This is a genomic window from Alteromonas lipotrueae (assembly GCF_019249255.1).
Classification (GTDB): Bacteria; Pseudomonadota; Gammaproteobacteria; order Enterobacterales; family Alteromonadaceae; genus Alteromonas; species Alteromonas lipotrueae.
Window position 1 is genome coordinate 39363 of the sequence record NZ_JAESDJ010000010.1, and the last position, 26190, is coordinate 65552.

The 26190-nt window shown below is 44.6% G+C and carries 28 protein-coding genes; 9 read left to right on the forward strand and 19 right to left on the reverse strand.

The window, feature by feature from the left end; genetic code table 11:
• Positions 1-81: 81 nt before the first annotated feature.
• Positions 82-1083 (reverse strand): phosphoserine phosphatase SerB, encoded by a 1002-nt coding sequence (serB, locus tag KYS23_RS14155; RefSeq protein ID WP_218396075.1) that lies wholly within the window; start codon positions 1081-1083, stop codon positions 82-84.
• A 126-nt stretch (positions 1084-1209) separates the two neighbouring features.
• On the opposite strand from serB, the gene KYS23_RS14160 reads away from it, so the two are divergent.
• Complete coding sequence (locus KYS23_RS14160; protein ID WP_218396051.1) at positions 1210-1827, forward strand: hypothetical protein; 618 nt, start codon at positions 1210-1212, stop codon at positions 1825-1827.
• Between the two features lie 51 nt (positions 1828-1878).
• Here KYS23_RS14160 and KYS23_RS14165 read toward each other — a convergent pair whose 3' ends face one another.
• The 10 genes from KYS23_RS14165 to rpoE all read right to left on the reverse strand — a co-directional run bounded on the left by KYS23_RS14165 (position 1879) and on the right by rpoE (position 10930).
• Positions 1879-2706 (reverse strand): TatD family hydrolase, encoded by an 828-nt coding sequence (locus tag KYS23_RS14165; protein ID WP_159532079.1) that lies wholly within the window; start codon positions 2704-2706, stop codon positions 1879-1881.
• 25 nt (positions 2707-2731) lie between these two features.
• Positions 2732-3370, reverse strand: a complete 639-nt coding sequence (pdxH, locus tag KYS23_RS14170) for a pyridoxamine 5'-phosphate oxidase (RefSeq protein ID WP_218419135.1) — start codon at positions 3368-3370, stop codon at positions 2732-2734.
• Between the two features lie 149 nt (positions 3371-3519).
• A complete protein-coding gene (era, locus tag KYS23_RS14175) occupies positions 3520-4431 on the reverse strand; it encodes a GTPase Era (protein ID WP_159532083.1) in 912 nt (303 codons plus the stop codon).
• The gene (rnc, locus tag KYS23_RS14180; protein WP_159532085.1) at positions 4415-5104 is read right to left on the reverse strand and encodes a ribonuclease III; all 690 of its coding nucleotides are present in this window, start codon (positions 5102-5104) and stop codon (positions 4415-4417) included. The genes era and rnc overlap by 17 nt, the downstream gene beginning before the upstream one ends.
• Positions 5104-6009 (reverse strand): signal peptidase I, encoded by a 906-nt coding sequence (lepB, locus tag KYS23_RS14185; RefSeq protein ID WP_159532087.1) that lies wholly within the window; start codon positions 6007-6009, stop codon positions 5104-5106. The genes rnc and lepB overlap by 1 nt, the downstream gene beginning before the upstream one ends.
• Entirely contained in the window at positions 6009-7805 is a 1797-nt protein-coding gene (lepA, locus tag KYS23_RS14190) for a translation elongation factor 4 (RefSeq protein WP_159532089.1), read from the reverse strand. Before lepA ends, lepB begins: the two co-directional genes overlap by 1 nt.
• Positions 7806-8011: 206 nt before the next feature.
• Positions 8012-8452, reverse strand: a complete 441-nt coding sequence (locus KYS23_RS14195; protein ID WP_159532091.1) for a SoxR reducing system RseC family protein — start codon at positions 8450-8452, stop codon at positions 8012-8014.
• The gene (locus KYS23_RS14200; RefSeq protein ID WP_218419137.1) at positions 8452-9642 is read right to left on the reverse strand and encodes a MucB/RseB C-terminal domain-containing protein; all 1191 of its coding nucleotides are present in this window, start codon (positions 9640-9642) and stop codon (positions 8452-8454) included. The genes KYS23_RS14195 and KYS23_RS14200 overlap by 1 nt, the downstream gene beginning before the upstream one ends.
• A gap of 35 nt (positions 9643-9677) precedes the next feature.
• Positions 9678-10262, reverse strand: a complete 585-nt coding sequence (locus KYS23_RS14205; RefSeq protein WP_159532095.1) for a sigma-E factor negative regulatory protein — start codon at positions 10260-10262, stop codon at positions 9678-9680.
• A gap of 89 nt (positions 10263-10351) precedes the next feature.
• A complete protein-coding gene (rpoE, locus tag KYS23_RS14210) occupies positions 10352-10930 on the reverse strand; it encodes an RNA polymerase sigma factor RpoE (RefSeq protein WP_159532097.1) in 579 nt (192 codons plus the stop codon).
• Positions 10931-11125: 195 nt separating this feature from the next.
• Here rpoE and nadB point away from each other — a divergent pair, with 195 nt between their 5' ends.
• Entirely contained in the window at positions 11126-12787 is a 1662-nt protein-coding gene (nadB, locus tag KYS23_RS14215) for an L-aspartate oxidase (RefSeq protein ID WP_159532099.1), read from the forward strand.
• Positions 12788-13083: 296 nt separating this feature from the next.
• Here nadB and KYS23_RS14220 read toward each other — a convergent pair whose 3' ends face one another.
• The 3 genes from KYS23_RS14220 to KYS23_RS14225 are packed head-to-tail and all read right to left on the reverse strand — an operon-like array spanning position 13084 to position 14681.
• Entirely contained in the window at positions 13084-13938 is an 855-nt protein-coding gene (locus KYS23_RS14220) for a MaoC family dehydratase (protein WP_218419138.1), read from the reverse strand.
• Positions 13928-14443 carry a protein YgfX gene (locus tag KYS23_RS20990; RefSeq protein ID WP_476726932.1) on the reverse strand — a complete coding sequence of 172 codons (516 nt, stop codon included), beginning with the start codon at positions 14441-14443 and terminating at the stop codon, positions 13928-13930. The genes KYS23_RS14220 and KYS23_RS20990 overlap by 11 nt, the downstream gene beginning before the upstream one ends.
• Entirely contained in the window at positions 14424-14681 is a 258-nt protein-coding gene (locus KYS23_RS14225) for an FAD assembly factor SdhE (protein ID WP_013783338.1), read from the reverse strand. Before KYS23_RS14225 ends, KYS23_RS20990 begins: the two co-directional genes overlap by 20 nt.
• Positions 14682-14893: 212 nt before the next feature.
• Between KYS23_RS14225 and ygfZ the strand changes: the two genes are divergently transcribed.
• Together ygfZ and KYS23_RS14235 are read left to right on the forward strand one after the other, a co-directional pair.
• Positions 14894-15892 carry a CAF17-like 4Fe-4S cluster assembly/insertion protein YgfZ gene (gene ygfZ / locus KYS23_RS14230; RefSeq protein WP_218396049.1) on the forward strand — a complete coding sequence of 333 codons (999 nt, stop codon included), beginning with the start codon at positions 14894-14896 and terminating at the stop codon, positions 15890-15892.
• A 53-nt stretch (positions 15893-15945) separates the two neighbouring features.
• Positions 15946-16431, forward strand: a complete 486-nt coding sequence (locus tag KYS23_RS14235) for an FKBP-type peptidyl-prolyl cis-trans isomerase (protein ID WP_159532105.1) — start codon at positions 15946-15948, stop codon at positions 16429-16431.
• Between the two features lie 123 nt (positions 16432-16554).
• Here the strand turns inward: KYS23_RS14235 and KYS23_RS14240 are convergent, their stop codons facing one another.
• Together KYS23_RS14240 and nadE are read right to left on the reverse strand one after the other, a co-directional pair.
• Positions 16555-16893: a P-II family nitrogen regulator gene (locus KYS23_RS14240; protein WP_129739438.1), complete on the reverse strand. Its 339-nt coding sequence runs from the start codon at positions 16891-16893 to the stop codon at positions 16555-16557.
• 5 nt (positions 16894-16898) lie between these two features.
• A complete protein-coding gene (nadE, locus tag KYS23_RS14245) occupies positions 16899-17732 on the reverse strand; it encodes an ammonia-dependent NAD(+) synthetase (RefSeq protein ID WP_159532107.1) in 834 nt (277 codons plus the stop codon).
• Positions 17733-17999: 267 nt separating this feature from the next.
• Between nadE and KYS23_RS14250 the strand changes: the two genes are divergently transcribed.
• Complete coding sequence (locus KYS23_RS14250) at positions 18000-18569, forward strand: GspH/FimT family pseudopilin (RefSeq protein ID WP_201299268.1); 570 nt, start codon at positions 18000-18002, stop codon at positions 18567-18569.
• Between the two features lie 73 nt (positions 18570-18642).
• Here the strand turns inward: KYS23_RS14250 and KYS23_RS14255 are convergent, their stop codons facing one another.
• Positions 18643-19029 (reverse strand): type IV pilin protein, encoded by a 387-nt coding sequence (locus tag KYS23_RS14255; RefSeq protein ID WP_159532109.1) that lies wholly within the window; start codon positions 19027-19029, stop codon positions 18643-18645.
• A gap of 79 nt (positions 19030-19108) precedes the next feature.
• Here KYS23_RS14255 and KYS23_RS14260 point away from each other — a divergent pair, with 79 nt between their 5' ends.
• From KYS23_RS14260 to KYS23_RS14275, 4 genes are read left to right on the forward strand one after another with little or no spacing between them, the layout of a single operon-like run.
• Positions 19109-19624: a GspH/FimT family pseudopilin gene (locus KYS23_RS14260; RefSeq protein ID WP_218419140.1), complete on the forward strand. Its 516-nt coding sequence runs from the start codon at positions 19109-19111 to the stop codon at positions 19622-19624.
• Entirely contained in the window at positions 19618-20217 is a 600-nt protein-coding gene (locus tag KYS23_RS14265) for a hypothetical protein (RefSeq protein WP_218419142.1), read from the forward strand. The genes KYS23_RS14260 and KYS23_RS14265 overlap by 7 nt, the downstream gene beginning before the upstream one ends.
• Complete coding sequence (locus tag KYS23_RS14270; protein ID WP_159532115.1) at positions 20207-21142, forward strand: hypothetical protein; 936 nt, start codon at positions 20207-20209, stop codon at positions 21140-21142. The genes KYS23_RS14265 and KYS23_RS14270 overlap by 11 nt, the downstream gene beginning before the upstream one ends.
• Entirely contained in the window at positions 21129-21632 is a 504-nt protein-coding gene (locus KYS23_RS14275; RefSeq protein WP_159532117.1) for a PulJ/GspJ family protein, read from the forward strand. The genes KYS23_RS14270 and KYS23_RS14275 overlap by 14 nt, the downstream gene beginning before the upstream one ends.
• A gap of 4 nt (positions 21633-21636) precedes the next feature.
• On the opposite strand, the gene KYS23_RS14280 is transcribed toward KYS23_RS14275, so the two are convergent.
• Together KYS23_RS14280 and KYS23_RS14285 are read right to left on the reverse strand one after the other, a co-directional pair.
• On the reverse strand, positions 21637-22104 hold the full coding sequence (locus tag KYS23_RS14280) for a type IV pilin protein (protein WP_201299269.1): 468 nt from the start codon (positions 22102-22104) through the stop codon (positions 21637-21639).
• On the reverse strand, positions 22101-26183 hold the full coding sequence (locus tag KYS23_RS14285) for a PilC/PilY family type IV pilus protein (protein ID WP_218419144.1): 4083 nt from the start codon (positions 26181-26183) through the stop codon (positions 22101-22103). Before KYS23_RS14285 ends, KYS23_RS14280 begins: the two co-directional genes overlap by 4 nt.
• Positions 26184-26190 lie beyond the last annotated feature (7 nt).

Genomic DNA, 26190 nt, shown 5'->3' on the forward strand with positions numbered 1-26190 from the left:
CAGAGCTTGTGCTTACTACTTATTCTTCGCGCTTAACACAGCGCTGCTAGTAATCAAATATGCATCCTAGTCAACGATCATCTACAAAGACAAAAAGTACAATAGGCAATGTAGGCTGCCCAATCGAATAGCAACGTCAGCTTTTTCGTTCACAACTGGCTTTCCATGGCACGCCACCCCTAACGCCGATTCGGCCATCATCACTAAATCGTTTGCACCGTCGCCCATGGCAACCGTTTGAGCGCTCGGAACTCCCCAACGTTCGGCCAACGCTTTCACGGTTCGCGCTTTTACTTCAGCATTCACAATTTCGCCAGACACTTCGCCGGTCAATATGCCCTGCTCTATCACTAAAGTATTTGAAACCGCTTCATCAAGATCTAAACGGGCTTTTAAATGGTTGGCAAAATAAGTAAAACCACCTGAAGCAATAGCAAGCTTCCAATTGTATTGTTTTAGAATAGCAATCAGCAGCTGTACACCTGGCATGATGGGCAAGCTATCACGTATTTGTTGAAGCTGTTGCTCTGGTACACCATCTAGGCAGGCCACTCGATGATTCAAGCTATCATTAAATGCTATGTCGCCACGCATGGCCTGTTCGGTTACAGCAGCCACTTGCTCACCGACGCCCGCTAGTTTGGCAATTTCATCAATGCACTCAATATCAATTAATGTACTGTCCATATCCATCACGAGAAGGCCTGGCTCGTTGAGCGATGGTTGAGTATCTTGAATGCCTAAATCCACGTGATATCGGGCCGATAATGTCGCTACTAGGGCTGGCACTGTAGTATCAGCTTGGGAGTCGGCGTTTTCACTTAAGCGGCCTTTCACTACCACCACGCCATCACCGAGTTTGTTGTGGAACGGATGTAAGTGAATTGATGTAGCCTCAAAAACGTCGCTAAACCCTTCAACAACCTGACTAACAATGTATGGGGTTAATGCTTGACCGATAATGGTTAGAATGGAAAGACCAGCTTCATCCTCACTGGGCGACTTTGTGGTAAGCTGCGTAGATAAAAAAGAGGTATCATGCATCGCATTCGGCGGTATTTCGTTTAAAAACGTGATCACTATTTATTCAAACCTTTGTTAGTCTTGCCCATATGCTACCCAAACATTACACATGTGGAAATACACACTTTCAAATTAGTCAAAATTACCCTACTGTTAGCGCATAAAGATAAAGGAAATTAAGGCGAAATGCTGAACCACTTAGAAAGCGAACGCATTGCTCACAAACACAGCGTTTCACACTCAGCTTACACTGCGTTCAAGCGGCTTATCCATACTATTATCATGGCTACCGCGGTGGCATTGGCAGTGGGTCTATTTCTCATGTACCAGCAGTACCAGACCCATTGGGTTGACGTACAAACGGCCCAACCGGGTACCAGCATTAGCAGTCAATATTCAAAAATCTTACAGCCTGCATTAGTGGCACAAGACACGGTTCAACTAGCCCGTTTAATTGCCATTGCATTAGAAGAACCCGCCGTTATCTCTTTAAGCGTATTTAATGCCCAAGGCATTTATATTGCGCCCTTACCAAGAGTCGACAGTGTGGTAGCGTTAGCCCGAGAACGGGACGTTGCTCCCAATACTCATGTTGAAAAAATTCTCGATGATAACGGCAAGGTAATTGGCTATTTGAACGTCAATATCGACACTGAGGTGGTACTTTCCAGTCCGTTAACGCTTCGCCAGCAATTGTGGCTTATTATTAGCGCCGTTATTGTGTTGGCGCTGATTGTGGGTGTTTATATAACACGAGGGTTTTATAAGTTTCGCCCGTGGATAATTCGAGTTTTTCAGTCTTGAGTGACATTTTTGCTAATTTCAATTAATCCAAGCCAGCAAACTTCACCTGTTTTAGGCCTTTTTCTGGCTATTACGAAAAAGCGTGTTGTGAAAAAGCGTGAAGTAATTTTGCGTGGTAATGGCGTCTAGTGTTTGTGTATCATACTCCCCAAGTTTACCCAGTGCCTCTAGCACTTCCCCAAGGTATTCAGGGCTGTTTCGAGCGCCTTGTCGCCCCTGCATGGGCATATCAGGCGAATCAGTTTCAAGTAGTAATCGGTCTGGGTGATGCTTAAGTAAGTAAACGATGGTTTCTTTCGTCTTCTTCGCTCTGTCATAGGTAATGGTCCCCCCTACGCCAATATAAAAACCTTTCTCAATATACGCTTTGGCCACCTCTATACTGCCAGAAAATGCATGAATAACGCCGCCTTCTGCAAATCCTGTTTTTTTAAGACTTTCAAAAATAAGATGATGGCTTTTTCGATGATGCAAAATAACAGGAAGGGCGTATTCACTCGCTAAACGTAACTGCACTTCAAATATCTCTTTTTGACGCAGCATAGGTAACGCTATGTGACCATCTAAGCCGATTTCACCTAATGCTACCATACGAGCACTAGATTGAGACAAAAGCCGTTCTAGGATGCTTAACGCGCTGTCATTATCAGTTTCGTGGGTAGACAAGAAGTAAGGGTGCAGACCACACGCGATATCTATCGAAATAGGTTTCGTATTTTGGTTGGCATAGGATTGGATAGCGAGTTGAGTTGACCACTGCGACACTTGCGTACCAGGAATAAGAATGCGCGTTAGGCCTGCGCTGGTTGCGTGGCTTATCACCGACTGCCAGTCACCTTGAAATGCTGGCAAGTCTAAATGGCAGTGGCTATCAATCATTAAAGAATGCCATGATTAATACCTCTTAAGGCATTAAACGCTGAGTGTTCCAGTTACCATTTTCATCACGGTTGTATTCAAAGCGGTCGTGTAACCTGTCTTCACCGCCTTGCCAAAATTCGATTTGGTGAGGAACAATACGAAAGCCGCCCCAAAAGTCAGGTGCAGGTAGCGTTTTGTTTTCAAACTTTTGTCTCATTTGGGCAAACTGGGTATGCAATAGTTCACGGCTGCTAATAGGCTTACTTTGCTCAGACGCGTAAGCTGCTAACTGGCTGTCTTTAGGGCGAGAAAGGAAGTAGGCCGCGTTTTCCTTAAAGGAAAGCTTTTCTACTACACCGCACACTCTCACTTGTCGCTCCATGAAAAACCAGGGGAAATGACATGAAACCTTAGGGTTTTGACTAAGCTCTTTTGCTTTACGGCTGCCTAAATTAGTGAAAAAGACAAACCCTGCTTCACTTAAATCTTTTAATAGCACGATACGTTGAGAAGGCTGTCCTGTGGCATCAACCGTTGCCACTGTCATAGCGGTAGGATCGGGAATTTCAGCGGTGATGGCATCTTTTAGCCAACGGTCAAATAATGAAAAAGGATCCGCGGTGAGATCTGTATCTTGCAGACTCCCTTTTGCATACTGTCTGCGCATATCAGAAATTGCCATACCTACCCCTTTATATTGCTTTGTGACTAATGGATGCTCGCTGATTTTTTAGCTGATACGTTTGGGCTTATGATTTGGGCTACACTTTTTAAATTATGTTTTGGGCTAACGCGTATTCCGTTGAGCCCAAAACAGATAATTGCTGAGTGCTAACTATCGTCTGAATAACCTAACGAACGTAGAGCACGTTCATCGTCAGCCCAACCTTGTTTCACTTTAACCCACATTTCTAAGAAAACTTTATTATCAAACAGGTTTTCCATATCTTTGCGGGCATGTTCACCAATGGTTTTCAGGTGCTTGCCACCCTTGCCTATAATCATACGCTTTTGCGTTTCACGCTCTACAAGAATAAGACCACTGATACGGTATACGCCGTTTTCAGCTAGCTTAAACTGTTCAATTTCTACGGTTGTAGCATAAGGAAGTTCATCCCCGGTAAAGCGCATTAACTTTTCGCGAATGATTTCAGCGGCCATAAAGCGACTTGAGCGATCGGTAATGTAATCTTCGGGGAAGAAAAACTCACTTTCAGGCAGGCTATTGGCAACAAGTTCTCGGATATCATCCACCATTTTGCCCTGTTTCGCGCTAATGGGGATAATATGTTCGAACTTATATTTTTCTGATAGGCCTTGAAGATGGAGCATAAAGGCTTCTTTATCTTCTACTTTATCCATCTTGTTGACGATAAGGTAGCAAGGTAGACCTGAGGCTTTCACTTTAGACAACACCATTTCATCGTCGTCGTTCCAGCGTGTACCTTCTATCACGAACAACACCAAACCCACTTCGGCAAGAGAACTTGAAGCGGCTCGGTTCATATAACGGTTCATGGCGCTTTTTTCTTCGCTATGAAGGCCTGGAGTATCGACGTAGATGGCTTGATAATCGCCTTCAGTATCGATACCTAAAATACGGTGACGGGTAGTTTGTGGTTTACGCGACGTAATACTCACTTTTTGCCCAAGCAATCTATTAAGCAGTGTCGATTTACCTACATTGGGGCGCCCTACAATAGCGACTAGGCCACATCGGGTTGTATCATTTGGCTGTGTCATCGAGTGTCTCCAAGGTAAGTCTTGCTGCTTCCTGCTCGGCTTTTCTTCGGCTATTTCCAGATGCCGAAACGGGCTTATCTAACGTCGTCACTGTGCAGCTAACTTCAAAAACTTGAGCGTGATCTTTCCCTGAAATAGAGATAACTTCATAGGACGGTAAAGGCAGTTTACGGCCTTGCAGGTATTCTTGAAGACGGGTTTTGCTGTCTTTAGGGTGCGCATTGGGGTTTAACGCTTCAATACGGCTTTCCCATAAATGGTAAATAACGTTACAGACCTCATCCATCCCTGAGTCCAAGTAAATTGCGCCTAACACAGCTTCCACCGCGTCTGCCAATATTGAACTGCGACGATGACCACCGCTTTTAAGCTCACCGGGACCAAGGTGTAGTAACTCACCCATACTCGCTTCACGGGCCAATTCGGCCAACGTATCACCTTTTACTAAGGTTGAACGCATACGGGTAAGCTTACCTTCTGGTACGTCTGGGAAACGCTTAAACAAGGTTTCACCAATAACCATACCTAAAATAGCATCGCCTAAAAATTCTAATCTTTCATTGTGCTGCTTTGCAGCACTTCTGTGGGTTAACGCTTGCTCTAGCAAGGCTACATTATTAAATGTGTACCCTAACGCTTTACTTAAGCGAATATATTTATCAATACCCTGCATTAATTAATGCCACCTACGCGTTCAAATCTAACGCCCGTTGGGATCCATGTTGGTAAAACACTGTCGCGGTCGCGTTCGAATTCAAATGAAATCCAAATGGCAACAGCTTTACCTACTAAGTTTTCGTCCGGTACAAAGCCCCAAAAACGGCTGTCTCGGCTGTTGTCACGATTATCGCCCAATACGAAATAATGACCATCAGGTACAATCCATTCATTGCTACGTGTACCTGGCTGAGTATAGAAGTTACTTGAAGAAATCTCTCTGACAGGGTGGCGCAGTATGTCGTGTTCATTATCACCTAGCGTTTCGGTGTAACGCATAAGCTTAGCCATGTCTTGAACAAATTCGTCTCGGCCGACGAAATCTAGCGGCATAGCCGTAAGCTTCCCGCAGTTTTTCACAGCACCTTCGCATTTCGACTTGATATAAACCTGCTTATCTTGATACACCACAGTGTCGCCAGGCACCCCGATAACACGCTTGATGTAATCTACTGAGGTATCTTCAGGGTATTTAAATACCACGACATCGCCGCGTTCTGGTACACCGGTTTCCACTAGTTTACTGCGAAAAACCGGGTCTTTTATCCCATAAGAAAACTTCTCAACCAGAATAAAGTCGCCCACCAACAAGGTTGGCATCATCGAGCCTGATGGTATTTGAAATGGTTCGTAAATAAACGAACGCAACACTAATACAAAAGCGATAACCGGAAATATTTGCTGCGAGGTATCAACCAAGTAAGGAAGTTGGGGTTCGCCTGCAAAGTTAACCCCTTCCGCTTTTGCTAATTCCTGTAACCGCGCCTTTCGTTTTGGTGCAAACACCATACTATCCACCAGCCAAACAAGCCCCGTGGTTAGCGTTAGAAGTACTAAAATAAGCGAAAAGTAATTGGCCATTACTTACCTACCTTCAAAATTGCCAGGAATGCATCCTGCGGTAATTCAACATTACCTACCTGTTTCATTCTTTTCTTTCCATCTTTTTGCTTTTGAAGCAGTTTTTTCTTACGACTCACGTCACCACCGTAACACTTGGCGATAACGTTTTTACGTAACTGTTTCACCGTACTACGGGCAATAATATGATTGCCAATAGCGGCTTGAATAGCGATATCAAACATCTGACGAGGAATAAGCTCACGCAGTTTTTCAACCAATTCACGCCCACGACCTTGTGAATTATCACGGTGGGTTATCATCGCTAACGCGTCTACGCGCTCGCCATTAATCATAATATCTACACGTACCATGTCAGAGACTTGGAAACGCTTGAAGTTATAATCAAGAGAGGCAAAACCACGGCTCGTTGATTTCAAACGATCGAAGAAATCGAGCACCACTTCAGCCATAGGCAACTCATAGGTTACTGCCACTTGCTTACCGTGATACGTCATAGCGGTTTGCATACCACGCTTTTCAACGCACAACGTAATGACGTTACCTAGGTATTCCTGCGGTACCAGAATGTTCGCTTCAACCAATGGCTCGCGAATTTCGGCAATATCGTTTACCGCCGGTAATTTAGACGGGTTATCACAGCTTAAAATTTCACCTTTTGTGGTTTCTACTTCGTAGATTACCGTGGGTGCTGTAGTAATAAGACCAAGATCGTATTCCCGTTCTAAACGCTCTTGAATAATTTCCATGTGAAGCATGCCCAGGAACCCAATGCGGAATCCAAAGCCTAGCGCTTGCGAGCTTTCTGGCTCATAAAATAATGAAGCATCGTTCAAGCTTAGTTTAGCTAACGCATCACGAAAATCTTCGTAGTCATCTGAACTGATCGGGAAAATACCTGCGTAAACCTGCGGCTTAACTTTCTTAAATCCAGGTAAAGCACCTACAGCGGGTTGTCTTGCTAGGGTAATAGTATCGCCAACCGGTGCGCCTTGGATGTCTTTAATACCCGCAATAATAAAGCCTACTTCACCAGCGCGAAGTACGCCTGTATCTAAAGCTTTGGGGGTAAACACACCAATTTTATCAACTTGGTGAGTTTGACCATTCGACATGATTTGAATTTTGTCTTTCTTAGAAAGCTCACCTTCTACGATACGAACTAATGACACCACCCCTTGGTAGTTGTCGAACCATGAATCAATGATAAGCGCTTTTAGCGGCTCTTCACGGTTACCGCCCGGAGGAGGAATTTTATTTACTATAACTTCAAGGACATCTTCAATACCAATACCTGTTTTCGCCGAGCAGCGCACAGCGTCAATGGCATCTATACCAACAATGTCTTCAATTTCTTCGGCTACGCGCTCTGGTTCCGCCTGTGGTAAATCTATTTTATTTAAAATAGGCACCACTTCCATGTCCATATCCATGGCAGTATAGCAGTTGGCTAATGTTTGTGCTTCAACACCCTGCCCTGCATCAACCACCAACAATGCACCTTCACATGCGGCAAGTGAGCGAGATACTTCGTACGTAAAGTCTACGTGTCCGGGAGTGTCGATGAAGTTCAACTGGTAAACTTCACCGTCTTTAGCAGTGTAATTAAGCGTTACGCTTTGTGCTTTAATAGTAATTCCACGCTCCCGCTCCAAGTCCATTGAATCAAGAACCTGTTCAGCCATTTCACGATCGGCTAGCCCGCCACAATGTTGAATAAGGCGGTCAGAAAGAGTCGATTTACCGTGATCGATATGAGCAATAATACTGAAGTTACGAATGTGCGATTGTTGCATAATGCTGGAAATTACCTGCAGAAAAATTCATTAATATAAAAAAGAATGGTAGCTATTGTTTGTGTTGTAGCTAGCGCGTGCGGATTTTACCCATTTCTTTACACAAAAGCGAATAAGCTTGTGGGTTATATTGCCAAAGATAGAAATAGTGTAAGCCAAAGTAGCCATTTTCGTCATAATAATACCGAATTAGCGCAAGTATTACGCTAAATAGTATTCAACAGTACGGGTTGAAACTTACCTTTATCAAGTCGTTTAAGCTTAAATGCGATGGCTTTATAAGTTACAAAGGTAAACGTCGCGGCGGGGAGTAAACCCCACAATTCATGACTAAGCCCAATGGAAGATAGCGTGGCATTCGCAAATGCAAAAACTGCGATGAAAACCATTAAGGGTAATAAATACAGCCACGCCGAGGCACTTAACACTCCTGCTTCAGGCACACCCACTGTCACATCTTGCCCTATCACTACCGGCATTGGTGAACGCAACGTTAGCTGCTGAGTTTTCGGCGCTAACGCTCTGGAAATGGCACCCGTTCCGCAGTCACTTTGCGCTTGGCAACTACTACAGGTTGATTTAATGGCAGCCTCGACGGTAATAAGATCACCCTCTACAGCGACAACACGCGCGGTTTCGGTAATCACTATTTTTCCGCCGTTGGGGAAAGTGAGGTAGCAATAGCATTAGCGGTTTGCAGGGGTATTTCACCCACCACTGTCACTTGCGTATTTCCATCAGTAAGGGTTAAAAAAGTACTCAAGTCGTTCCTAAGCACTAAATCACCACCAAGGGCATCTTTTGCTGGTTGCACATAAACAGACACATCTACCAACCCATCACTGTACATTTTATACTCTACCACTTGCCCAGTTAGCGCTAACCGGCGGGTATCGCCGCGTACTTCTTCCATACCATTAGGCAAATACTTAACTTCCCAATTAGGTTGGCGAGATTGCTTTTGCGTTAATGCCATCGGTTTGGGTAAAGACGCCTGATTAATTCGTGCAAAATACTCATCAGGGGTATCGGTTATTTTAAGCGAAGTCACTTGTATTTGCTCTAATAATCCGCCCTGTAAATCAAGCATATTAAGTTTCAATACCATGCCTGAATCTTCGTCTAACCATAGTTGATAGCTAAAACGACTATTATCGCGACTGACAATACGGATTTGTTGAGCAGGTCTCCCTGCAACACGGGCTCGGCCCACAGAGACAAATTCATAACCGCTTTTCAATCTCTCAGGATGATGAAGAAGTTCGCTGGGAATTGGCCCATTGATAAATTCAGAACGAAGACTATAAGGTGACACATCAGGTTCAAACACACTGACTATACCATTAACACGAATTTGCTCGCGGCCTGGCCCGTTTTGTAAATTGAGTTGCTCCATGCTGGTGCCATCCTCTAGCACACCATGCCGCCATAAAAAGGGAATGGTCTCACGTCCCGCACGGCTCTGAACAAAAGCAACCTCGAAGTTCTGGGTTTTCACCACTTCGCTTAATTGCATAAGCCAATCTGATGTGGTTTGAGGGTGTGCATTCACTACCACCAGATCAGTGGCTTGAGGTACTGCTTGGGACGGAGTTTGTGAAGCATCTGCAGGTAAAGGCAAGGTTGAAGATGAAGTTTGAGCGCTTTCTGAAGATGTGTTTTGTGCAGATTCGTTTTCTTGCGCTGCACTGCTAAACGATAAACCTGAAGACACTATGACGACATAGGTCATGGCACCGATGAGAATCCGAGGGCGAATACTTACTTTTACGTTGGCTAAAAACACGCGTACCAGCACTAAAAGCGCTGGTACGATATTACGATAATCTATTTTCATTAAACGATATTCTTATTGAGCGTCGTATGAACTGCTTACGGGCGGTTATCTGCACTCGCCTCGGCATCGTCAGTTTCAGATTCTTGCGCTTGTTTCAATTTTACTTGTTGCTCGTGATCGGCAATAAGTGCATTAATTTTGCGCTTTTTCTCTAATACTTCGTTCATGTCATTGCGAGGCAATGCGCGAGTTTGCTCTAAACTAACTGGCGCTAAACCACCCTGCGGGCCTGCCGTAGGTGCTGTCATGAAAGGCTCGGTTGGCGCAGGTTGATTGAAGTGTTGAACACCTAAAATCACTGCTACCGCAACTGATGCAGCAACGGCAAACTGGCCAGACTGTTTCGCGAATGGCACTACGCTGCCGAGTACTGGAATTGAACGCCAGCGTGACGCTTTTGGCGCGACAATAGCAGGCTCACTTTCAAGCGCGGCGGCAACGCTAGCAGTAATATCTAACTGCGGTGCGACACTTGCTTCTTTGCGCATTGCGCCCCTAATTACATGGTAGCGTTTCCATTTGGCCTGTAATTCATCATCTTGCTTAATCGCATCGATGATTGCATCGCCATCTATTTCGCCATCCATGAAAGCGGACAAATTTTCTTGCTGTTGCGTCATAAATTCATTTCCTGATCAACTGTGATCAATTAATACCCTAACACAGCTGTTAGTCTGCTCAATATAATGAAAGTTCATTTTCATTATATTTAATTTTCTAACAATGGCTGAATCACTTTATCGATAGCCTCTCGCGCTCGGAAAATTCGAGAGCGAACCGTACCTACTGGGCACGACATCACATTTGCAATTTCCTCATAACTTAGCCCTTCTATTTCACGAAGGGTTATTGCCATACGAAGGTCATCGGGTAACTTTTCCACCACTTTAAATAAGGTTTCTTCAATTTCATCCGTTAACAAACTACGTTCTGGCGTGGATTGCTCTTTGAGCGCATCACTGCCTTCGTAAAAGTCTGCTTCGTCTGCGTCGACATCACTCGCGGGGGGCTTCCTTCCTTGCGCAACCAGATAATTTTTAGCACTGTTTACCGCGATACGGTACAACCAAGTGTAAAACGCACTGTCGCCACGAAAGTTTGGTAATGCCCGATAAGCTTTAATAAACGCTTCTTGGGTAACATCAGCCACATCACCGCTGTTTTTTACATAGCGCGATACCAAATGCATGACTTTATGCTGATAGCGAGTTACCAGTAAGTTAAATGCATTTTTATCGCCACGCTGTACTTTTTCGACCAATTGTTGGTCGGTTATCTGCTCGCTCATTCGAGCCATTACTCCTACTTCAACTACCCAATAGCTCTAACAAGCATTGATATAGACGCGTACTGTTACAAAAAGTTCTGTATTAGCATTAAAAATATTTAAAAATGCTGAGGGAAAGCCATCTGGATCATTGTGTTTTGCCACTCATCCTTTAGACTTGCCGAACCTTTGCTCGTTTAATATATACAAAAATACATGAAATCAGTGTCATCTTCACTAACTTCCACATCAAATTCAATTGAACATCGATGTGATGTACTGATTATAGGTAGCGGCGCAGCAGGGCTTAGCCTTGCACTTAGGCTTGCCGACCACTGTCAGGTTATCGTGCTCAGTAAGAGCGATCGTAATGAAGGGTCTACCCGTTATGCCCAAGGCGGCATCGCCGCGGTGTTCGATGAGCAAGACTCTATCGATGCTCATGTGCAAGATACCTTAAAAGCAGGCGGAGACTTATGCGATGAACCAGCCGTGCGCTTTACTACCGAACGAGCAAAAGAAGCGTTAAGCTGGCTTATTGGATACGGCGTACCCTTTGATACCGAAACAACTGAGTCTGGTGAAGAACGTTTTCACCTTACCCGTGAAGGTGGGCATAGTCACAGACGTATTCTTCACGCCGCCGATGCTACCGGTGAAGCGCTGCAAATAACATTAAACGATGCTGTTTCTGCTCACCCTAATATTCACGTCTTTGAACGTTACAACGCTATCGACCTTATCCCATCGAAGGACGATAAAAAGCGAGTGATTGGCGCGTATGTGTGGAACCGCCAACAAGAGCACGTTGAAGTCATTCGCGCGCCCTTCATCTCATTGGCAACGGGCGGTGGAAGCAAAGTATATCAATATACCTCAAACCCAGATGTTTCCAGCGGTGATGGCATTGCTATGGCCTGGCGTGCAGGTTGTCGTGTTGCCAACATGGAATTCAATCAGTTTCATCCAACCTGCTTATTCCACCCGCAAGCCCGAAATTTTCTTATTACAGAAGCCCTGCGTGGTGAAGGCGCGAACTTATGTCACGCCGATGGCACCCGTTTTATGCACAAGTTTGACGAGCGTGGCGATTTAGCGCCCAGGGATGTGGTTGCACGTGCCATCGATTATGAAATGAAGCGCCTTGGCGCTGACTGTATGTATTTAGATATCAGTCATAAACCCGCTGACTTTATCGTTAAACACTTTCCTAATATTTATCGTAAATGCCGCTCATTAGGTATAGATATTACCCGAGAGCCTATCCCTGTAGTGCCCGCAGCTCATTATAGCTGCGGTGGCGTTGTAACCGACTTCAATGGAAAAACAGATTTAGTCAATGTGTACGCGATAGGAGAAGTCGCCTATACCGGTTTACACGGCGCAAACCGCATGGCATCTAACTCGCTGTTAGAATGTGTTGTCTTTGCCAGCGCTGCCGCCGAGCATATTATCTCTTCGTTACCTTCAGCCTCCTGTGAAGAAGCCATTTTGCCTTGGGATGAAAGTCAGGTATCAGACTCTGATGAAGAAGTTATTATTCAGCATAACTGGCACGAACTACGCTTATTTATGTGGGACTATGTAGGCATTGTTCGTACTGACAAACGGTTAGAACGCGCCATGCGCCGAATTAACTTGCTGGAACAAGAAATTGCTGAATACTACGCACACTTCAGGGTAAGCAATAACCTTCTTGAATTAAGAAACTTGGTGACTGTTGCTGAATTAATTGTGCGCTGCGCTATGCAGCGAAAAGAAAGCCGGGGTCTACACTTCAACCTGGATCACCCGGGACAACTTGATAACCCTCAACCTACTTTTTTGTGCCCCGAAAAAGATGCCTTACCATCGGTACCAGGAACACTTATTTCTTAACGGTTTTGGGTGAATTTACGCGTCCCCTTAGCGTTATCTGCGTGTTTTGGATATACAATAGAAATACGAAAAAGCCCACTTCCTAATACAGAGTGTTCAATACACTACATTAGGAAGTGGGCTTTTCTATTTATATTGCGACTTTGAGTTTTACTCTGCTTTTTTTTTAAATCTACTACAAAGTACCAAAGTCATAGCACGCAAATATAGCACGTTATAAAAACACCAAACTAAGCAGGCTGACTTACCCGTTGATGATAGTAGACTTGATACCGTGTCGGAATAACAGCTTCAAGCTACAGTGTCGATACTTCAGCATCTAGGTGTACTTGCTGATCATCACTGCTAGTAATTTCCAAAATAGAGCGGTCTTCATCTCGGCACATTTGATAGATATTAATACTGCAAGGCAGCATAACGGGCCGTTTAAAACGGCAAACCACATCTGAAATATGCTGACCATCGGATACCGGTACGAATGATAACGCGCGGGCTAGTGTCCACATTCCATGCGCTATGGGGCGTTTAAAGCCAAATGCTTTGGCACTTAGCCCAAACAAATGAATGGGATTATAGTCGCCAGAAATTTTCGCGTAACGTCTGCCTGTATCGGCCGTAACATCAAGCTCTGCAAGCAAGTTTTTAGGGCTATCAACACAGGCTTCGGTAGTATCTTGCAAAGGTGCTCTGGGCGCCACGTGTACCGCTTTCACCTTCACCAAGTAGCTACTTACTGCTTTGTAAACACAGCGCCCTTGTTGAAAAGCGTCCAAGGAAACATCAACTTCCCAGCCACGGGAGTGTGGTTTAACATTGCTGAATCGAACACGGCATTCAAAAGCGTCGCTTAAATCGCATTCTTCTAGCACTTCTACACGATTCGCAGCATGTATTAACCCTAGCAGCGGAAACGGGCTTTTCTTATCAAGTAAACACTGCATTTGAAGGGGCAGAGACAGCATTTGCACATACAAAGGATGCATGGTTGCAGCATCTGGCCAGGCCACTTCCTGACAGAACGCCCCGTAGTGCTTGTTATCAACATTAATTTGCTTAGTGTAAATACGAGGCGGTAATGTGGGTGGTTTGAATTGCATTAACTGTCGGGTATCGACACGTTTAAATAAAGCTTTTACATACTCACGAAACATCAATGTTATTCCTTGTTTGGCCCGCTCCTTGAGCGAAGATTATTGCTCGACATAGTCGCCGATAATCTGCTTCAGAGCATTCACCTTTTAATACCCAGCGTACATGCTCGTAATACGGCTGGTACCATTTTCGCGCAGTTCGTTCTACATTGAGGGTAAGACCCCATGGGAACAGTAATGAAGACTTGTGAAGATTCACCGCTGGCGAATAAACCTCTTCACCCGATACCATCAACGCCCGCAATGTAACATCGCCTGTAAGCGTGTAAACATCATTACATGGCACCGTCGTCAGTTTGCTTGACCTACACCATATATGCAGGCAGAAGGTTATATACAACGGCACACACACAAGCGCGCACAACCAAAGCCAGCTTGGGCTTACCCACGTCCACAAGGCTTCAGGCAAATTTATAATACTGAAGCCTAAAGCTGTAATAAGAATGAGTATTCCTACTACATGTCGCCACGGCGAATAACTGAGTTTAACCCTGTACTTTGACACGATTAACGATAGTAGACACCATGCCAGCTAGCTCTGGATCTTGGCATTGCTGATGGCCCATAAACCAGGCAAACAAGTCCGGGTCGTCGCTGGTAAGTAAGCGTTCGAATATTTCTTGTTGTTCGTAATCAAGCGAATCGAAGGCTTCATCTACGAAAGGCATGAGCAACACATCAAGTTCCAACATCCCTCTGCGGCACGCCCACTTTAATCTAGCCCGTCTTTTTGGCTCAAACATATATCCACATTCTTAATTATTGTTTTGACACTATCATCATATTACCACGGTGATGGGCGAAGGATCACTGCCCTTTTAGACAGAAACTCGTATCAATAGCGTCTTGTGATAAACGAATTACCCACAAAATACGATAATCTCAGGGGTTCCCCTTGATAAAACCCACAACCCCCTCACCTACTACATTATAAATTCTTCATTCGGAATCTTTGATGACAGCGTTAACGACTCTTTCTGATTTACCTTCGCACTATGCAATTAAGTTAAATGACAACATGCTGATAAAGCTAGAAGGCGAGCAAGCTGATAGCTACCTGCATGGACAAGTGACAGTCAACATCAACGCCTTAGATGAGAATACGGTGAGGCATTGTGCCCATTGCGACAATAAAGGAAAGACCTGGTCTATTTCTTTTGTGAGTCGCCATGAAAATGCAATTTATATGTTAACCAACAAAGACTCAGGTGCGCACTCTCTTGCTCAGTTGAATAAGTATGGTGTGTTTTCAAAGGTAGATATATCCGAGGAAACAAATCAGTACACGCAATTTTTCTTAGGTGAAAACCTTGGGCAGATGTTACTTAGTAGCTATTTCGACACCCTTCCGAGTGAGCCATTGGCTAGTGTTCATAGTGATGCGGGGTGGGTATTTAAAAGTGATACTCTGCGGGCTGGCTATTATGTGGTACTGGATTGCGCACAAGTCGCTGAATTTGAGCAAAAAGTAAAAGATACTAACGGCGCCATTTTTGAACAAAATGTATACGATGCTATTATGATAGAAAGTGCGATACCTTCTATTCAAGAAACTGGCATCAGTGAGTACGTTCCCCAGATGATGAACGTACAGGCACTTAACGGTATCGATTTCGACAAAGGCTGTTATATGGGCCAAGAAGTGGTTGCTCGCACACGCTTTTTAGGCAAAAACAAGCGCGCTGCCTATAGCTTTTCAGTGCCAAAAGCGTTTCACATTAACGCTGGCGATACGCTAGAAAAGCAATTAGGCGAGAACTGGCGTCGCGCTGGCATGGTAATTCGTAAGGCTGAACTTAGCGAAGAAACATGGTTCATGGCTGTGCTTTCAAACGATACCACTGAGCAAGATATTCATCGCCTAGCTGACCAAGTTGAAATTACCTGCTACCCTAACCCTTTACCGTACAGCATTGAGCAGGCAAAGAGCTCATTGGTGAAAAACCGTAAATAAGCATTAATAAATTTAAAACCACCGCCCAGTAGGGCAAAACTACAGGACAAATTATGACTATAACCTCTGACAGCGTTGTCACCCTTCACTACACCGTTTCAACCGAAGACGGTACCGAGCTTGATTCATCAGCCGGTAAGGAGCCGCTTGTAGTGCTTCAAGGGCGCCGCTTTCTTATTGAGGGACTAGAAGACGCATTGGTTGGGAAAGAAAAAGGCGAGAAGTTCAACTTGTCTGTTGAACCAGAGAAAGCCTACGGTGAACGTATCGATGAACTCGTTCAGCGCGTACCTAGTTCAATGTTTGAAGGCATGGACGTTGAAGTTGGCATGTCTTTTCGTGCAACCACACCAGAAGGTGAACAATCGGTTATTATTATCGAGACATCTGATGATGAAGTGGTTGTAGACGGTAACCACCCGCTTGCAGGTATTCCACTTACTTTCGATGTGGAAGTGGTTGATGTACGCGATGCGACTGCGGAAGAATTAGAGCACGGCCATGCCCATACGCCAGGCGGTTGTGGTCACGACCACTAATTTGCCTTACTAACGTAAGTGCAATAAAACTAAAAAGGGAGCCAAAGGCTCCCTTTTTTGATATCCGCCCTAACGTTACCTATATGCAACGCTAAGGTTTTGTCTTTACTCAGTAGCAACTATTTATATCGCGTCTTCGTTTTGCTCACCAGTACGAATACGCACTGCTGCTTCAACATTAAACACGAATATTTTGCCGTCACCAATTTTGCCTGTTTTTGCTGAGTTTTCGATGGCTTCTATCGCCTGCTCGACGCGCTCATCATCAAGCACTAACTCAATCTTAATTTTAGGCAGAAAATCCACTTGATATTCGGCACCGCGATAAAGCTCAGTATGTCCTTTTTGTCGTCCGAAGCCTTTTACTTCAGACACTGTCATTCCAGCAATACCAACTTCGGCTAATGCTTCCCTTACATCGTCCATCTTGAACGGTTTAACTATCGCTTCAATCTTTTTCATGGTAACTACTCATCATAAATGGTTGGAATAGGTACGCGCTTGTGCTGAGTACGCTGATAAATGTACAACAACTTTTCATCTACCTCGGCGGAAACTGATTTACCTTCTAGGAAGTCATCAATTTGATCGTACGTCATGCCAAGGGCTTGTTCATCAGCTTTTTGCGGCGCGAGAGTTTCGAGATCGGCGGTGGGCGCTTTTGTAATAACAGTTTGCGGCGCGCCTAAGTGCGAGGCCAGTTGTCGAACTTGGCGTTTGCTCAACCCAAACAAAGGCGCTAAATCGCACGCTCCATCGCCATACTTTGTATAAAAACCCGTAATATTTTCAGCTGAATGGTCTGTGCCTAACACTAATCCATCAACCATGCCGGCAATTTCATACTGAATCACCATACGGGTTCGTGCTTTTACATTACCTTTAACGAAGTCACGCTTTGCTTCACTTTCAGGCAATAAGCCAGCATTTGATAATGACTCAGTGGTAGAAGCGTGAATGGCATCTGCCCCAGGCTGAACATTAACCGTTACAGAATGGGAAGGCTCAATAAAGTCTATCGACAACTGAGCATCAGCTTCATCGGCCTGCGTTTGATAAGGTAGACGAACGGCGACAAACTGAAAATTTTCATGCTTTTCCTGGTTTAATTCGTTCACTGCTAACTGGGCTAATTTACCCAAAGTACAAGAATCGATACCGCCACTAATGCCTAGCACCAGTGAATTTAAACCTGACGTAAGAAGCTGCTTTTTAATGAAAGCCACTCGACGAGTAACTTCAAATGCCACATCAATTTCAGGCAGCACTTTCATTTCTTCAATAACTGCTTGTTTTTGCATTATAATGTCCAATTAGTGAGTGGGCGTCCTGATATCTGAGTTTACGATAAACTCGCCTTAGATGTTAGTGGTAAAAGAATTCAAACTTCATTAATCACTAAAATTCATTACTTTTTGTATCTTGGGGTATGCCTACATGCCTTTTTTTATACCCTTCTTGAGGCAAATTGGTTTACCTTGAATACTCGCGCGTGTTTGCATCTAATGTTGTATAAATTGAGGCTAACGCTATGATCAGTATTAAATTAACTTAGTAAAAAAATATCAGTGAAAACAGAGTCTTCTAGCACTATGCATCTTCAGTACGGTTTTACGCTTTTAGAGATGCTAATTACCGTAGCCATTTTGGCCATTTTAGTAGGGGTGGTTGCCCCGTCTATTAATACTATTTTAGTCAAAAATAGAGTGACCGGCGATATCAATACGTTAAGCGCTATTGCACAGCAAGCTCGGTTTAGTGCCGTCAATGAGCAGTTTGATGTAATACTTTGTCCTACCACGAACTACGATACGTGTGTAAGTGATTGGGCGAACGCGAAAATGGTCTTTATTGATGAAAACGCAAACGGAAGCAGAGACAGTAGCGAATCGCTTATTGCCAGCAGCGATCCGTTAAATACTGGTAACATAATCAGTGGCATTTCTGGTGCTATTTCTTTTTCTGAACAAGGAAGTATTAGTACCAGTGCAACCATAACAATTTGTCCAAAGAGTAAAGATGCTTCATATGCTTCAGCCCTCTTATTATCACTCTACGGCAGAATATCCGTCGCCATCGACAGTGACAACGATGGCGTTAACGAAGACTTATCTGGCACAGCCCTTACCTGCACCTAATGCCTTGCGATTTTTGCTATAGCGCAGGCCTCCTTTAGGGTTGAAGTAATCATAACCACGTACGAAAAACAGGCTATCTTCCCCAACATCCATGGGGTAAATTCTCATAAGGCGTGATCGTTAGCAGCCGACAAGGATTGGACTCATCCAAAAAGCCTAAAGACGCTGCAATGCTATAATTCCCATCCTTAGATTCGCTGTATGTCAATGTGACGCCGTCTATACTGGGCGCCGGTAATCCACTAAGCCCTGCGTATTTACCTTCGCTTAACCAGTACCTTTCTTGCTTTATTTGCAAAGAAAGTAAGTAACTAATGGTTTCATGCTTGTTCGCAAGGGCGATAGTTGATGAGTAGCTAGGTATAGCAAACATAGAAATAATGCCCACAATCGCAACGGCGACCAAAAGCTCGATTAACGTAATACCCCGTCCCTTAATTAAATTGATTTTCCCTTCCATGGTACAGCAGCCCGCTATTGGTTGATTCGCTATGCTGTAAATCTAACAGCAAACAAATAACAAATAACCGGACTAAAGCATGGTTTTATTCAAAGCAGATGGATTTTCATTATTAGAATTGCTTCTGGTACTTTGCATAATGGGCATTTTTACTGGCATAGCGGTTCCCTCTTTTGTTGAATGGCGGCAAGTCATCGCCATGAAAAGTGCATTAAGGCATACCGCTGACATCGCAAAATACGCCCGCACACTAGCTATCGCTGAGCGTAAGCCGATTACCTTGGTAATCGACTCGTCCGTGAATCATTGCATCAGCGTAACTTCTGCTAATGACTGCGATTGCAATGTAGCAAGCAGTTGCCATGTTTTTGGCCAACACAAGCGGCTCATGATGCAAAGTTATAATGCAGTGATTGCTAATCCAGCCAATAAAAAGTCGTTGTTAACCTTCGATGGTACTCATGGGATGAGCTTCGGCAGCGCAATGACCGTCACGTTAAGTAACGCACGATTTACCGGCAAGGTTATTATTAATAATCTTGGTCGAGTACGGTATTGCGCCTCTCCCGCATTTGAGGATGTTTCTCTATGTTAACGTCATCTGGCATCACCCTTGTAGAGCTCACCATTGCCATGGCCATCAGCACAACATTGGTGCTTTTTTCTGCCATGGGGGCTGCCACCATTTCCAAGGAATTAGGTTACTTTCAGCAGCAACTCGCACTGCACAGTGAACTACGTCTTTTGAGTCAGTCTCTTTCTTTACAACTACAGCGGGCGGGTTACGTAGCTAGCACCTTTGAAGAGATTTTTGCCAACGGTGCATTGCTACCGCCCTCTATTGAAATCAGCCACCATCCACTAGAGGTTGAAAATTCTTGTGTGTTATTTTCTTATGATAAAAATGCTGACGGAGACATTACCCATGAAGATCCAGCCGAGCTATTGGGTTTTCGGTTGCGCAATAAAGCACTTGAGTACCGTGTAGCAAGTAAAAGTTGCGCACAAGGTGGATGGCATGATCTTACCGACGCATCAGAATTGTACGTCACTCAATTCACTATATCCCTTCACGGTGAGGTAAACCGTGCCCCTGTTTACAAGGTAAAGCTTGCCCTTCAAAGTAAAGCGTCTGCAAAACTGAGCGCCGAGCAACATCTGTATATACGAGTTGCCAATGCAATATAACGCCGATTTTTACTCATTCCCACTAGCCCTCCAAACACATGTGATAGGTGCAAGAGACGCAAGCGCTAGGAAATGTCCTAGTAAGGTAAAAGGCGCCGTATTGTTAAGTGTCGTGGGTATACTGTTAAGCTTAATAACACTAGCACTTTGGGCAACCAGTTCACTGCTGACAAGCGAGTTTCAAGCCAACAAGCGCAGCCTTGCTTATGTTGAGGTGATGAATACACTGCACAACGACTTAACGCTATTAACAGAGCAGTTGCGTACCAGCGATGATTGGCGGCAAACCGCAAGTTTATTCACACGAGCAACAGTAACGGCCACTGACTACGCTGGGAAGGATTCTCAATATTTAACCCTATTCACAGTGGCCATGCTCCACCCTGCGACTTCACTCTTTGTTCGGCAAGGTTTTTTACGCCATCCCGCATTGGTTCGTCTTCCTACCACTGGCTTGGTAACCGGTAGTACCAACGCCATACTTCCTCATCTTTTTGAACGAGATCATAGCCACTTTACGCCGATGTATTTTTCAGAGCCGCTTATAACAAATAAGTGCGAAGCTCTTACCGGTAAACTCGTTATATGGGTTCGTGGTGACTGTTATATTTCGTCGAGTGAAACAATAGGGGAAGCGAATCATCCCGTTTTACTTGTTGTGGAAAAAGGTGATTTCACCCTTGAATCCCATGCACAAATTTATGGGTTAGTGGTGATGTTAAGCGATACCAGTATGCCTACAAACCCTAAAGCCACTATCGCCGCTTCGGCCAAATTCGTAGGCGCTATGGTAAGCAATGCAGATGTTTCTACGTTTTTCTACGGACACATCGATTTCAATGTAAGCGTATTACATACCCTTCAATATTCTCGTGGTTTGCAAAAGATGCAACCCATACCCGGGAGTTGGCATGACTTCAATTAAATTGACCAAAGGGTTTTCACTAATCGAAGTAATTATCGCATCAGGACTCTTTGCGCTTACCTTTACCGCCGGCCTTAAGCTTTATCAGCAAATTTTCGGACAGTGGCAGCAACTTCGCGCAGTGCAGCAAGCACGACATCAACTTGAGATCGCCCAAACTGATTTACTAATAAACGTGAACACCAACCCAAATTCATACGTCACCATTACACCCTCGTATTCCACGAGCGTGGCAAAAGCCGTTATCTTAGAGCAAATCATAGAACCTTTGCCCAAATTGCCCCATACAGAAGAAGCGCTAAATACCGAGGAGGAGGTAAATGTAGAAGGCACGCTTGATGAAGTGCAAGGACTTACTGAAAAAGAAAAACTTGAAAGCCAAGTTATTACTCAACAATTGACATTTATCGTTGCACCGCCGTATCAGTCGAGTTGGCAAGATGTGGTGAGCATGGGGCCGTTAGTGCCACTATCACCCGCAAAACCCTAGTGAATTAACAAGACCAACAATACTCGCCCGCCGCCAACGACCCATTATTGTTCACGTCCCAACCTTTCCGTCCATCGCTAAAGTAGAATAGCGCGCCATCAGCAGCCTGCGCAGAACCGCTTACTGGTGTTGCTTTGAGCTGATAACTGGTTGCATCAGCAGACACGATGGTGAGGTTGTAGCGTTTATTAGCCGCGGCTTCTGTTGAAGGCGAATAAGTGGCAAATATAGTCGGCGCCCCCGTATTTCCGCCGCCCGCGCCCGCACCTTGGTAACTAAATGAGCCACTATGATGGCGCTCCATTGCAGCAGCAAATGCCAACAAATCCGCCTGCCCCGTCCCTCTATACCCATCAGTCATAAAAGACTGATACGAAGGGTAAGCAATACTGGCAAGAATGCCAACAATCGCCACGACTATCATTAATTCAATAAGGGAAAAGCCTTTATTTCTTTCGTTACTAATAATCACTGAGATGTATCCTCTCGCTCAGTTTCTGTATGCCAACTGCCTCGTTGTATTCGTTCAAACTTACCATAAATATTTTGCGCTAAACATTCAAACACTGAGCCGCAGGCCTCTTCGTTACCATCATCGTCGACACTGATAACGGTAGAGGCACACTCGGTACCAAGGCACACCACAGGGCTAGTTATATCTTCGATAAGAATTTTAGTCTCTGGTGCGATCCCCGTTTGCTGTAACTCTACGGATCTGTCAGAACTATCGAGTTCACCATTATTATTAAGGTCTGTTACGGCATTAGCATTAAATAAGTTAACGAGATATGCCCTGCTATTTCCGGACGGTGGCGCGCACAAACTGGTACTGCTTACGGCAGGTACATAAGTAGTAAAGAATATTTTATAATCTAGTATCAAGGGTGACGCTAATACTTTTTCTCCCTTGGTCGTAAGCTCGATATACCACCCCGCTTTATTTGCAAAGCTGGATGCGGCCACGCCTTGCTCAGTTTCATCGCTACTCGTGAGCAAATGTTCGGTGGCATTATATAAATCCGACTCAGACACGGTGCTCATGAAGGTATATTCACCATTCACATCGCGACTAAATACACTATCGTCTTTGAGCATATAAAAATTGTCTTCTACCGTGACATCAAGCGGTGATGCTCGCCATCCACTTCCCATTGCAACGGCATAATACAATTCGTCACCCAACGCAACTTCCGAAACATCAGGGCCATAATAAAAACGACGATTGGTTTCGGCGGTGTCCCCAGCAAAATCAGCCAGCCTCGCACCTTTTATAAAGTTGCTACCCGACTCGCCATTATAAATATCCAAGCGAAACAGTTGCCCGCCCATGTCACCGACATACATATGGTCAGCGAAGCCATCGTTGTCTCTGTCAATCACGGATATTCGACCCGGGATACTGTAGTTCATATCAACCAGATTCAAATCGGCATCAGTGTTGCTGGCGTGCCAGAGTAAGCTTCCAGTGTCTGCATCGAACATATAAACTGCATTTCCAATGGCATCAGCACTTCTCACCGACTTATCGTCTTGCGATTCATCGTAACCGCCACCGATGATCATGACATTCTTCTCTTGGCTGCCGTAGCGCACTTTAGTGATGGTGGGACGCGACCATGTTTGCCCTAATTTCTCAAGACCCGAGGTACCGCCTGCGATTACAAACTTAACGGTGGGCGACGTCTTCTGTGTCACGTCAAACACATAATAGTTCCGGCCACCTCGGCGCATACCTAAATACAGGTAAGTCGAAGTTCCCACCGTACGCAATACCATTTCACCATCTAAGCCATAAACATGATTAAACGTAGAGATATCTTCATAAAAGTGGTGCAAGTTAGGCAGCAACGTTTTAGGCATAATGCCAAAGTTTTCTTCGCCGGTTTCAGCGTCAAACGAATGCAGCATACCTTGGTTTGTGGCAACTAATATGGCTGAATCGGTGCTGCCGTAATTAACCACCACAGGTTGAGAATGAATGGGGTCGCCCATTTGAAGCCGGTAGTCAGTGGTATCACCATCTCCATCATTATCTTTAACATCTATGCCCCGCGCCCATTTAAGCAGCACTTCGCGAAGTTCTTCCGCGTCGAGTTCGTCATCAACCCCCATCATTGCTGCTGTAATATCCTCGTTGTTTTCATGCAGTTCATTACTAGATTGAACAATAGTTCCAGCACCATCGAAGAGATATAAGTTACGGTTAGACGTCATTTTGCTCGCGGTACCGCCTTCTCGAACATCACTACCATCAACAAGAGTCGACCAAAAGCTATGGGAATTATCTTTAAAGAATCCCGTATCACCATCTACCGCAACCAGTGAGTTTTGATCTAAAATATCCTCGCCATCTAATCGGTAACGCTTAAGGTTACCCGGCCAGATAGCACCTTCACTGGGTTTAAACAACGCAAAGTAGAGTTCGTCGTTATGGGTCAAGCGATTAAGCTGATTCACCGCTACTCCGGGTGATACAAAAGTAGAATTCACATCCTTTACTGAACGAAGAATAGTGTTAAATGCTTCAAGCAGTTCTGCGCTGTCATCAGCTTGATAGAATCCGCCACCACTTTGCACTGCCAGCTGATTCAAGAAATTGTTGGCGGTACTATTCGCGGCAAACCCTATTGTATGTGTGATCACCCGACGTCCAATAACCGATGTATCCGAATCGCTGACATTTTTAACTAAACTCAAACCACACTTTTCACCCCCACTACCTGTACAGCTATCGCCTAGCAATGATTCGATAAGAGATACACTGTGGTTATTGTTTGCTTCCCCATCAGACAGCAAAACAATATGATTGTTGGTCTGACATTGCAGATCGCTAACCGGTGATATATAGGTTGCCCCGCTAGGAATATATTCATTAATACAGTCGCTATCAGATAGATTGTCATCGGAACACCCGTTTGGTTGAACAGCATCACCGCCCAAATACGCGCTTCTGTGGCTGACTCGCGTATTCTTCCTTACCGTGTTTGAAACATTGTAGTTACCACGGGTTAGCCCGTAATCAACGTCTCTGCCACCGTAATAGTTAACCGCCTCATACAGCGTATCTACAATGGGCGTATAGCCACTGGCAGTAAGCTCATCAACTTTACTGATAAGGTGTTCTCTCACTGTCGATGTCTGCCCAGGCGAGGCTGAACCATTGAATTTAACTACTAATTTTGCCGCGGATGACTGAGAGCCACTGTAGGTATATGCACCTCGATAGCCAGTGAAGTCACTAAACACGAACGCCATCGCATTACCTGATTGCCATCCCGCTCTATCTACAATCTCTTTAACTACGCCGGAAATATCCGGTGAGGCGTAATCATTGCCCGATGAAAACGACCCCATAGTCCAAGTTACACCGGACGTTTTGCCAATATTTCTAAGCAAATAACGATTTCCAGAAGAGAAGTCGTCAGCATCATTATCAGCAACACCGCGAATTAACATGCTCGAGTTATTGTAGTTGTAGCTGCTATAAGCAGTAAGTTCTATGTAGGCTTCGGAAATTTCAGCTCCTTGAGGGATGTTTACGTTTTGAAAGCGAACCCCTATATAACTGTTATAGCTGCTTGAGAAAGTAAGCTCTGAGCCTGTATTTTCATACCCTTTGTTGTTTTCTTCTATATTGTCGTTAGAACGGCTAACCTGGTAAACGCTTTCACCGCTGATACAACCTGTAGCGGTTGTATCATCATAAGACACCACCAATTGCGGGGACCCAGTTTGCCCAGAATCAAATGCTCGGGCTTCTCGGCTGCTTGCTGTATCTGAACTTGTGCCCTCTATAAGAATATTGAGGTCATCACCGCCGCACCATTGTGGCAAATCTACAATTTCTTGAATAACCGATGAAATATCAGGCGTGGCAATAACCTCATCAGCAGAAGGAAAGTCATTGTTACTTATCCATTCAACTTTTGATGCGGTTTTAGTTCGTGACGAAAGGTTGTCATATGCCGTGGAAAATGCCGTGCTAGTTGCCGACGCCTCACCGCTTATCGTGAGTGTGGTGCCTGCTATATTAAATTTTTCTGATGTAAAACGAATATATGCACTGACTATCGTTGCCCCTTGAGGAATATTCATCTCAGTAAAACGCATGCCTGATGTGACTATATTCGTGCCAGAGCTCAACACTAGGTTGTTAGCATTAGTATTTACGGTACCGTTGATTTCTGACGCATCATGACTACTTGAACCGGTTGAGGTGATGAGTTCTGGTTGAATAGCATCGTCAATCCCGCTTACTGGAAAGAGTATAGGGCCACCATAGTCGGAAAAACGCATAAGGCCGGCATCTATATTGGTGGCTGAAGTTAACGCCTCTTTAAGTGCGTTTTGTACTCTAAGAATACGCGATTGGCCGGTGCCATCTTTGCCCGTCATACTGCCTGACGTGTCCATAATAAAGAGTACATTTGGATTATAAGTAGCCGACTCTGACGCGGTACCTAAGTAAATATCCAAATCATCACCGACAGCGGAAAAGCCAATACAAGAAAACATCACTACCGAGACAAAAAAACTACTCACGCGTTTCATAATTATT

Coding starts and splice junctions, on each gene's coding strand:
- rnc (WP_159532085.1), bottom strand. CDS start 5,104: ATGCAGGGTATTGATAAATATATTCGCTTAAGTAAAGCGTTAGGGTAC.
- era (WP_159532083.1), bottom strand. CDS start 4,431: ATGACACAGCCAAATGATACAACCCGATGTGGCCTAGTCGCTATTGTA.
- KYS23_RS14260 (WP_218419140.1), top strand. CDS start 19,109: ATGGTTTTATTCAAAGCAGATGGATTTTCATTATTAGAATTGCTTCTG.
- rpoE (WP_159532097.1), bottom strand. CDS start 10,930: ATGAGCGAGCAGATAACCGACCAACAATTGGTCGAAAAAGTACAGCGT.
- KYS23_RS14255 (WP_159532109.1), bottom strand. CDS start 19,029: ATGGAAGGGAAAATCAATTTAATTAAGGGACGGGGTATTACGTTAATC.
- KYS23_RS14285 (WP_218419144.1), bottom strand. CDS start 26,183: ATGAAACGCGTGAGTAGTTTTTTTGTCTCGGTAGTGATGTTTTCTTGT.
- nadB (WP_159532099.1), top strand. CDS start 11,126: ATGAAATCAGTGTCATCTTCACTAACTTCCACATCAAATTCAATTGAA.
- nadE (WP_159532107.1), bottom strand. CDS start 17,732: ATGCAAAAACAAGCAGTTATTGAAGAAATGAAAGTGCTGCCTGAAATT.
- lepA (WP_159532089.1), bottom strand. CDS start 7,805: ATGCAACAATCGCACATTCGTAACTTCAGTATTATTGCTCATATCGAT.
- KYS23_RS14220 (WP_218419138.1), bottom strand. CDS start 13,938: ATGTTTCGTGAGTATGTAAAAGCTTTATTTAAACGTGTCGATACCCGA.
- KYS23_RS14205 (WP_159532095.1), bottom strand. CDS start 10,262: ATGACGCAACAGCAAGAAAATTTGTCCGCTTTCATGGATGGCGAAATA.
- KYS23_RS14240 (WP_129739438.1), bottom strand. CDS start 16,893: ATGAAAAAGATTGAAGCGATAGTTAAACCGTTCAAGATGGACGATGTA.
- KYS23_RS14265 (WP_218419142.1), top strand. CDS start 19,618: ATGTTAACGTCATCTGGCATCACCCTTGTAGAGCTCACCATTGCCATG.
- lepB (WP_159532087.1), bottom strand. CDS start 6,009: ATGGCCAATTACTTTTCGCTTATTTTAGTACTTCTAACGCTAACCACG.
- ygfZ (WP_218396049.1), top strand. CDS start 14,894: ATGACAGCGTTAACGACTCTTTCTGATTTACCTTCGCACTATGCAATT.
- KYS23_RS14160 (WP_218396051.1), top strand. CDS start 1,210: ATGCTGAACCACTTAGAAAGCGAACGCATTGCTCACAAACACAGCGTT.
- KYS23_RS14235 (WP_159532105.1), top strand. CDS start 15,946: ATGACTATAACCTCTGACAGCGTTGTCACCCTTCACTACACCGTTTCA.
- KYS23_RS14270 (WP_159532115.1), top strand. CDS start 20,207: ATGCAATATAACGCCGATTTTTACTCATTCCCACTAGCCCTCCAAACA.
- KYS23_RS14200 (WP_218419137.1), bottom strand. CDS start 9,642: ATGAAAATAGATTATCGTAATATCGTACCAGCGCTTTTAGTGCTGGTA.
- pdxH (WP_218419135.1), bottom strand. CDS start 3,370: ATGGCAATTTCTGATATGCGCAGACAGTATGCAAAAGGGAGTCTGCAA.
- KYS23_RS14275 (WP_159532117.1), top strand. CDS start 21,129: ATGACTTCAATTAAATTGACCAAAGGGTTTTCACTAATCGAAGTAATT.
- KYS23_RS14225 (WP_013783338.1), bottom strand. CDS start 14,681: ATGTTTGAGCCAAAAAGACGGGCTAGATTAAAGTGGGCGTGCCGCAGA.
- KYS23_RS14165 (WP_159532079.1), bottom strand. CDS start 2,706: ATGATTGATAGCCACTGCCATTTAGACTTGCCAGCATTTCAAGGTGAC.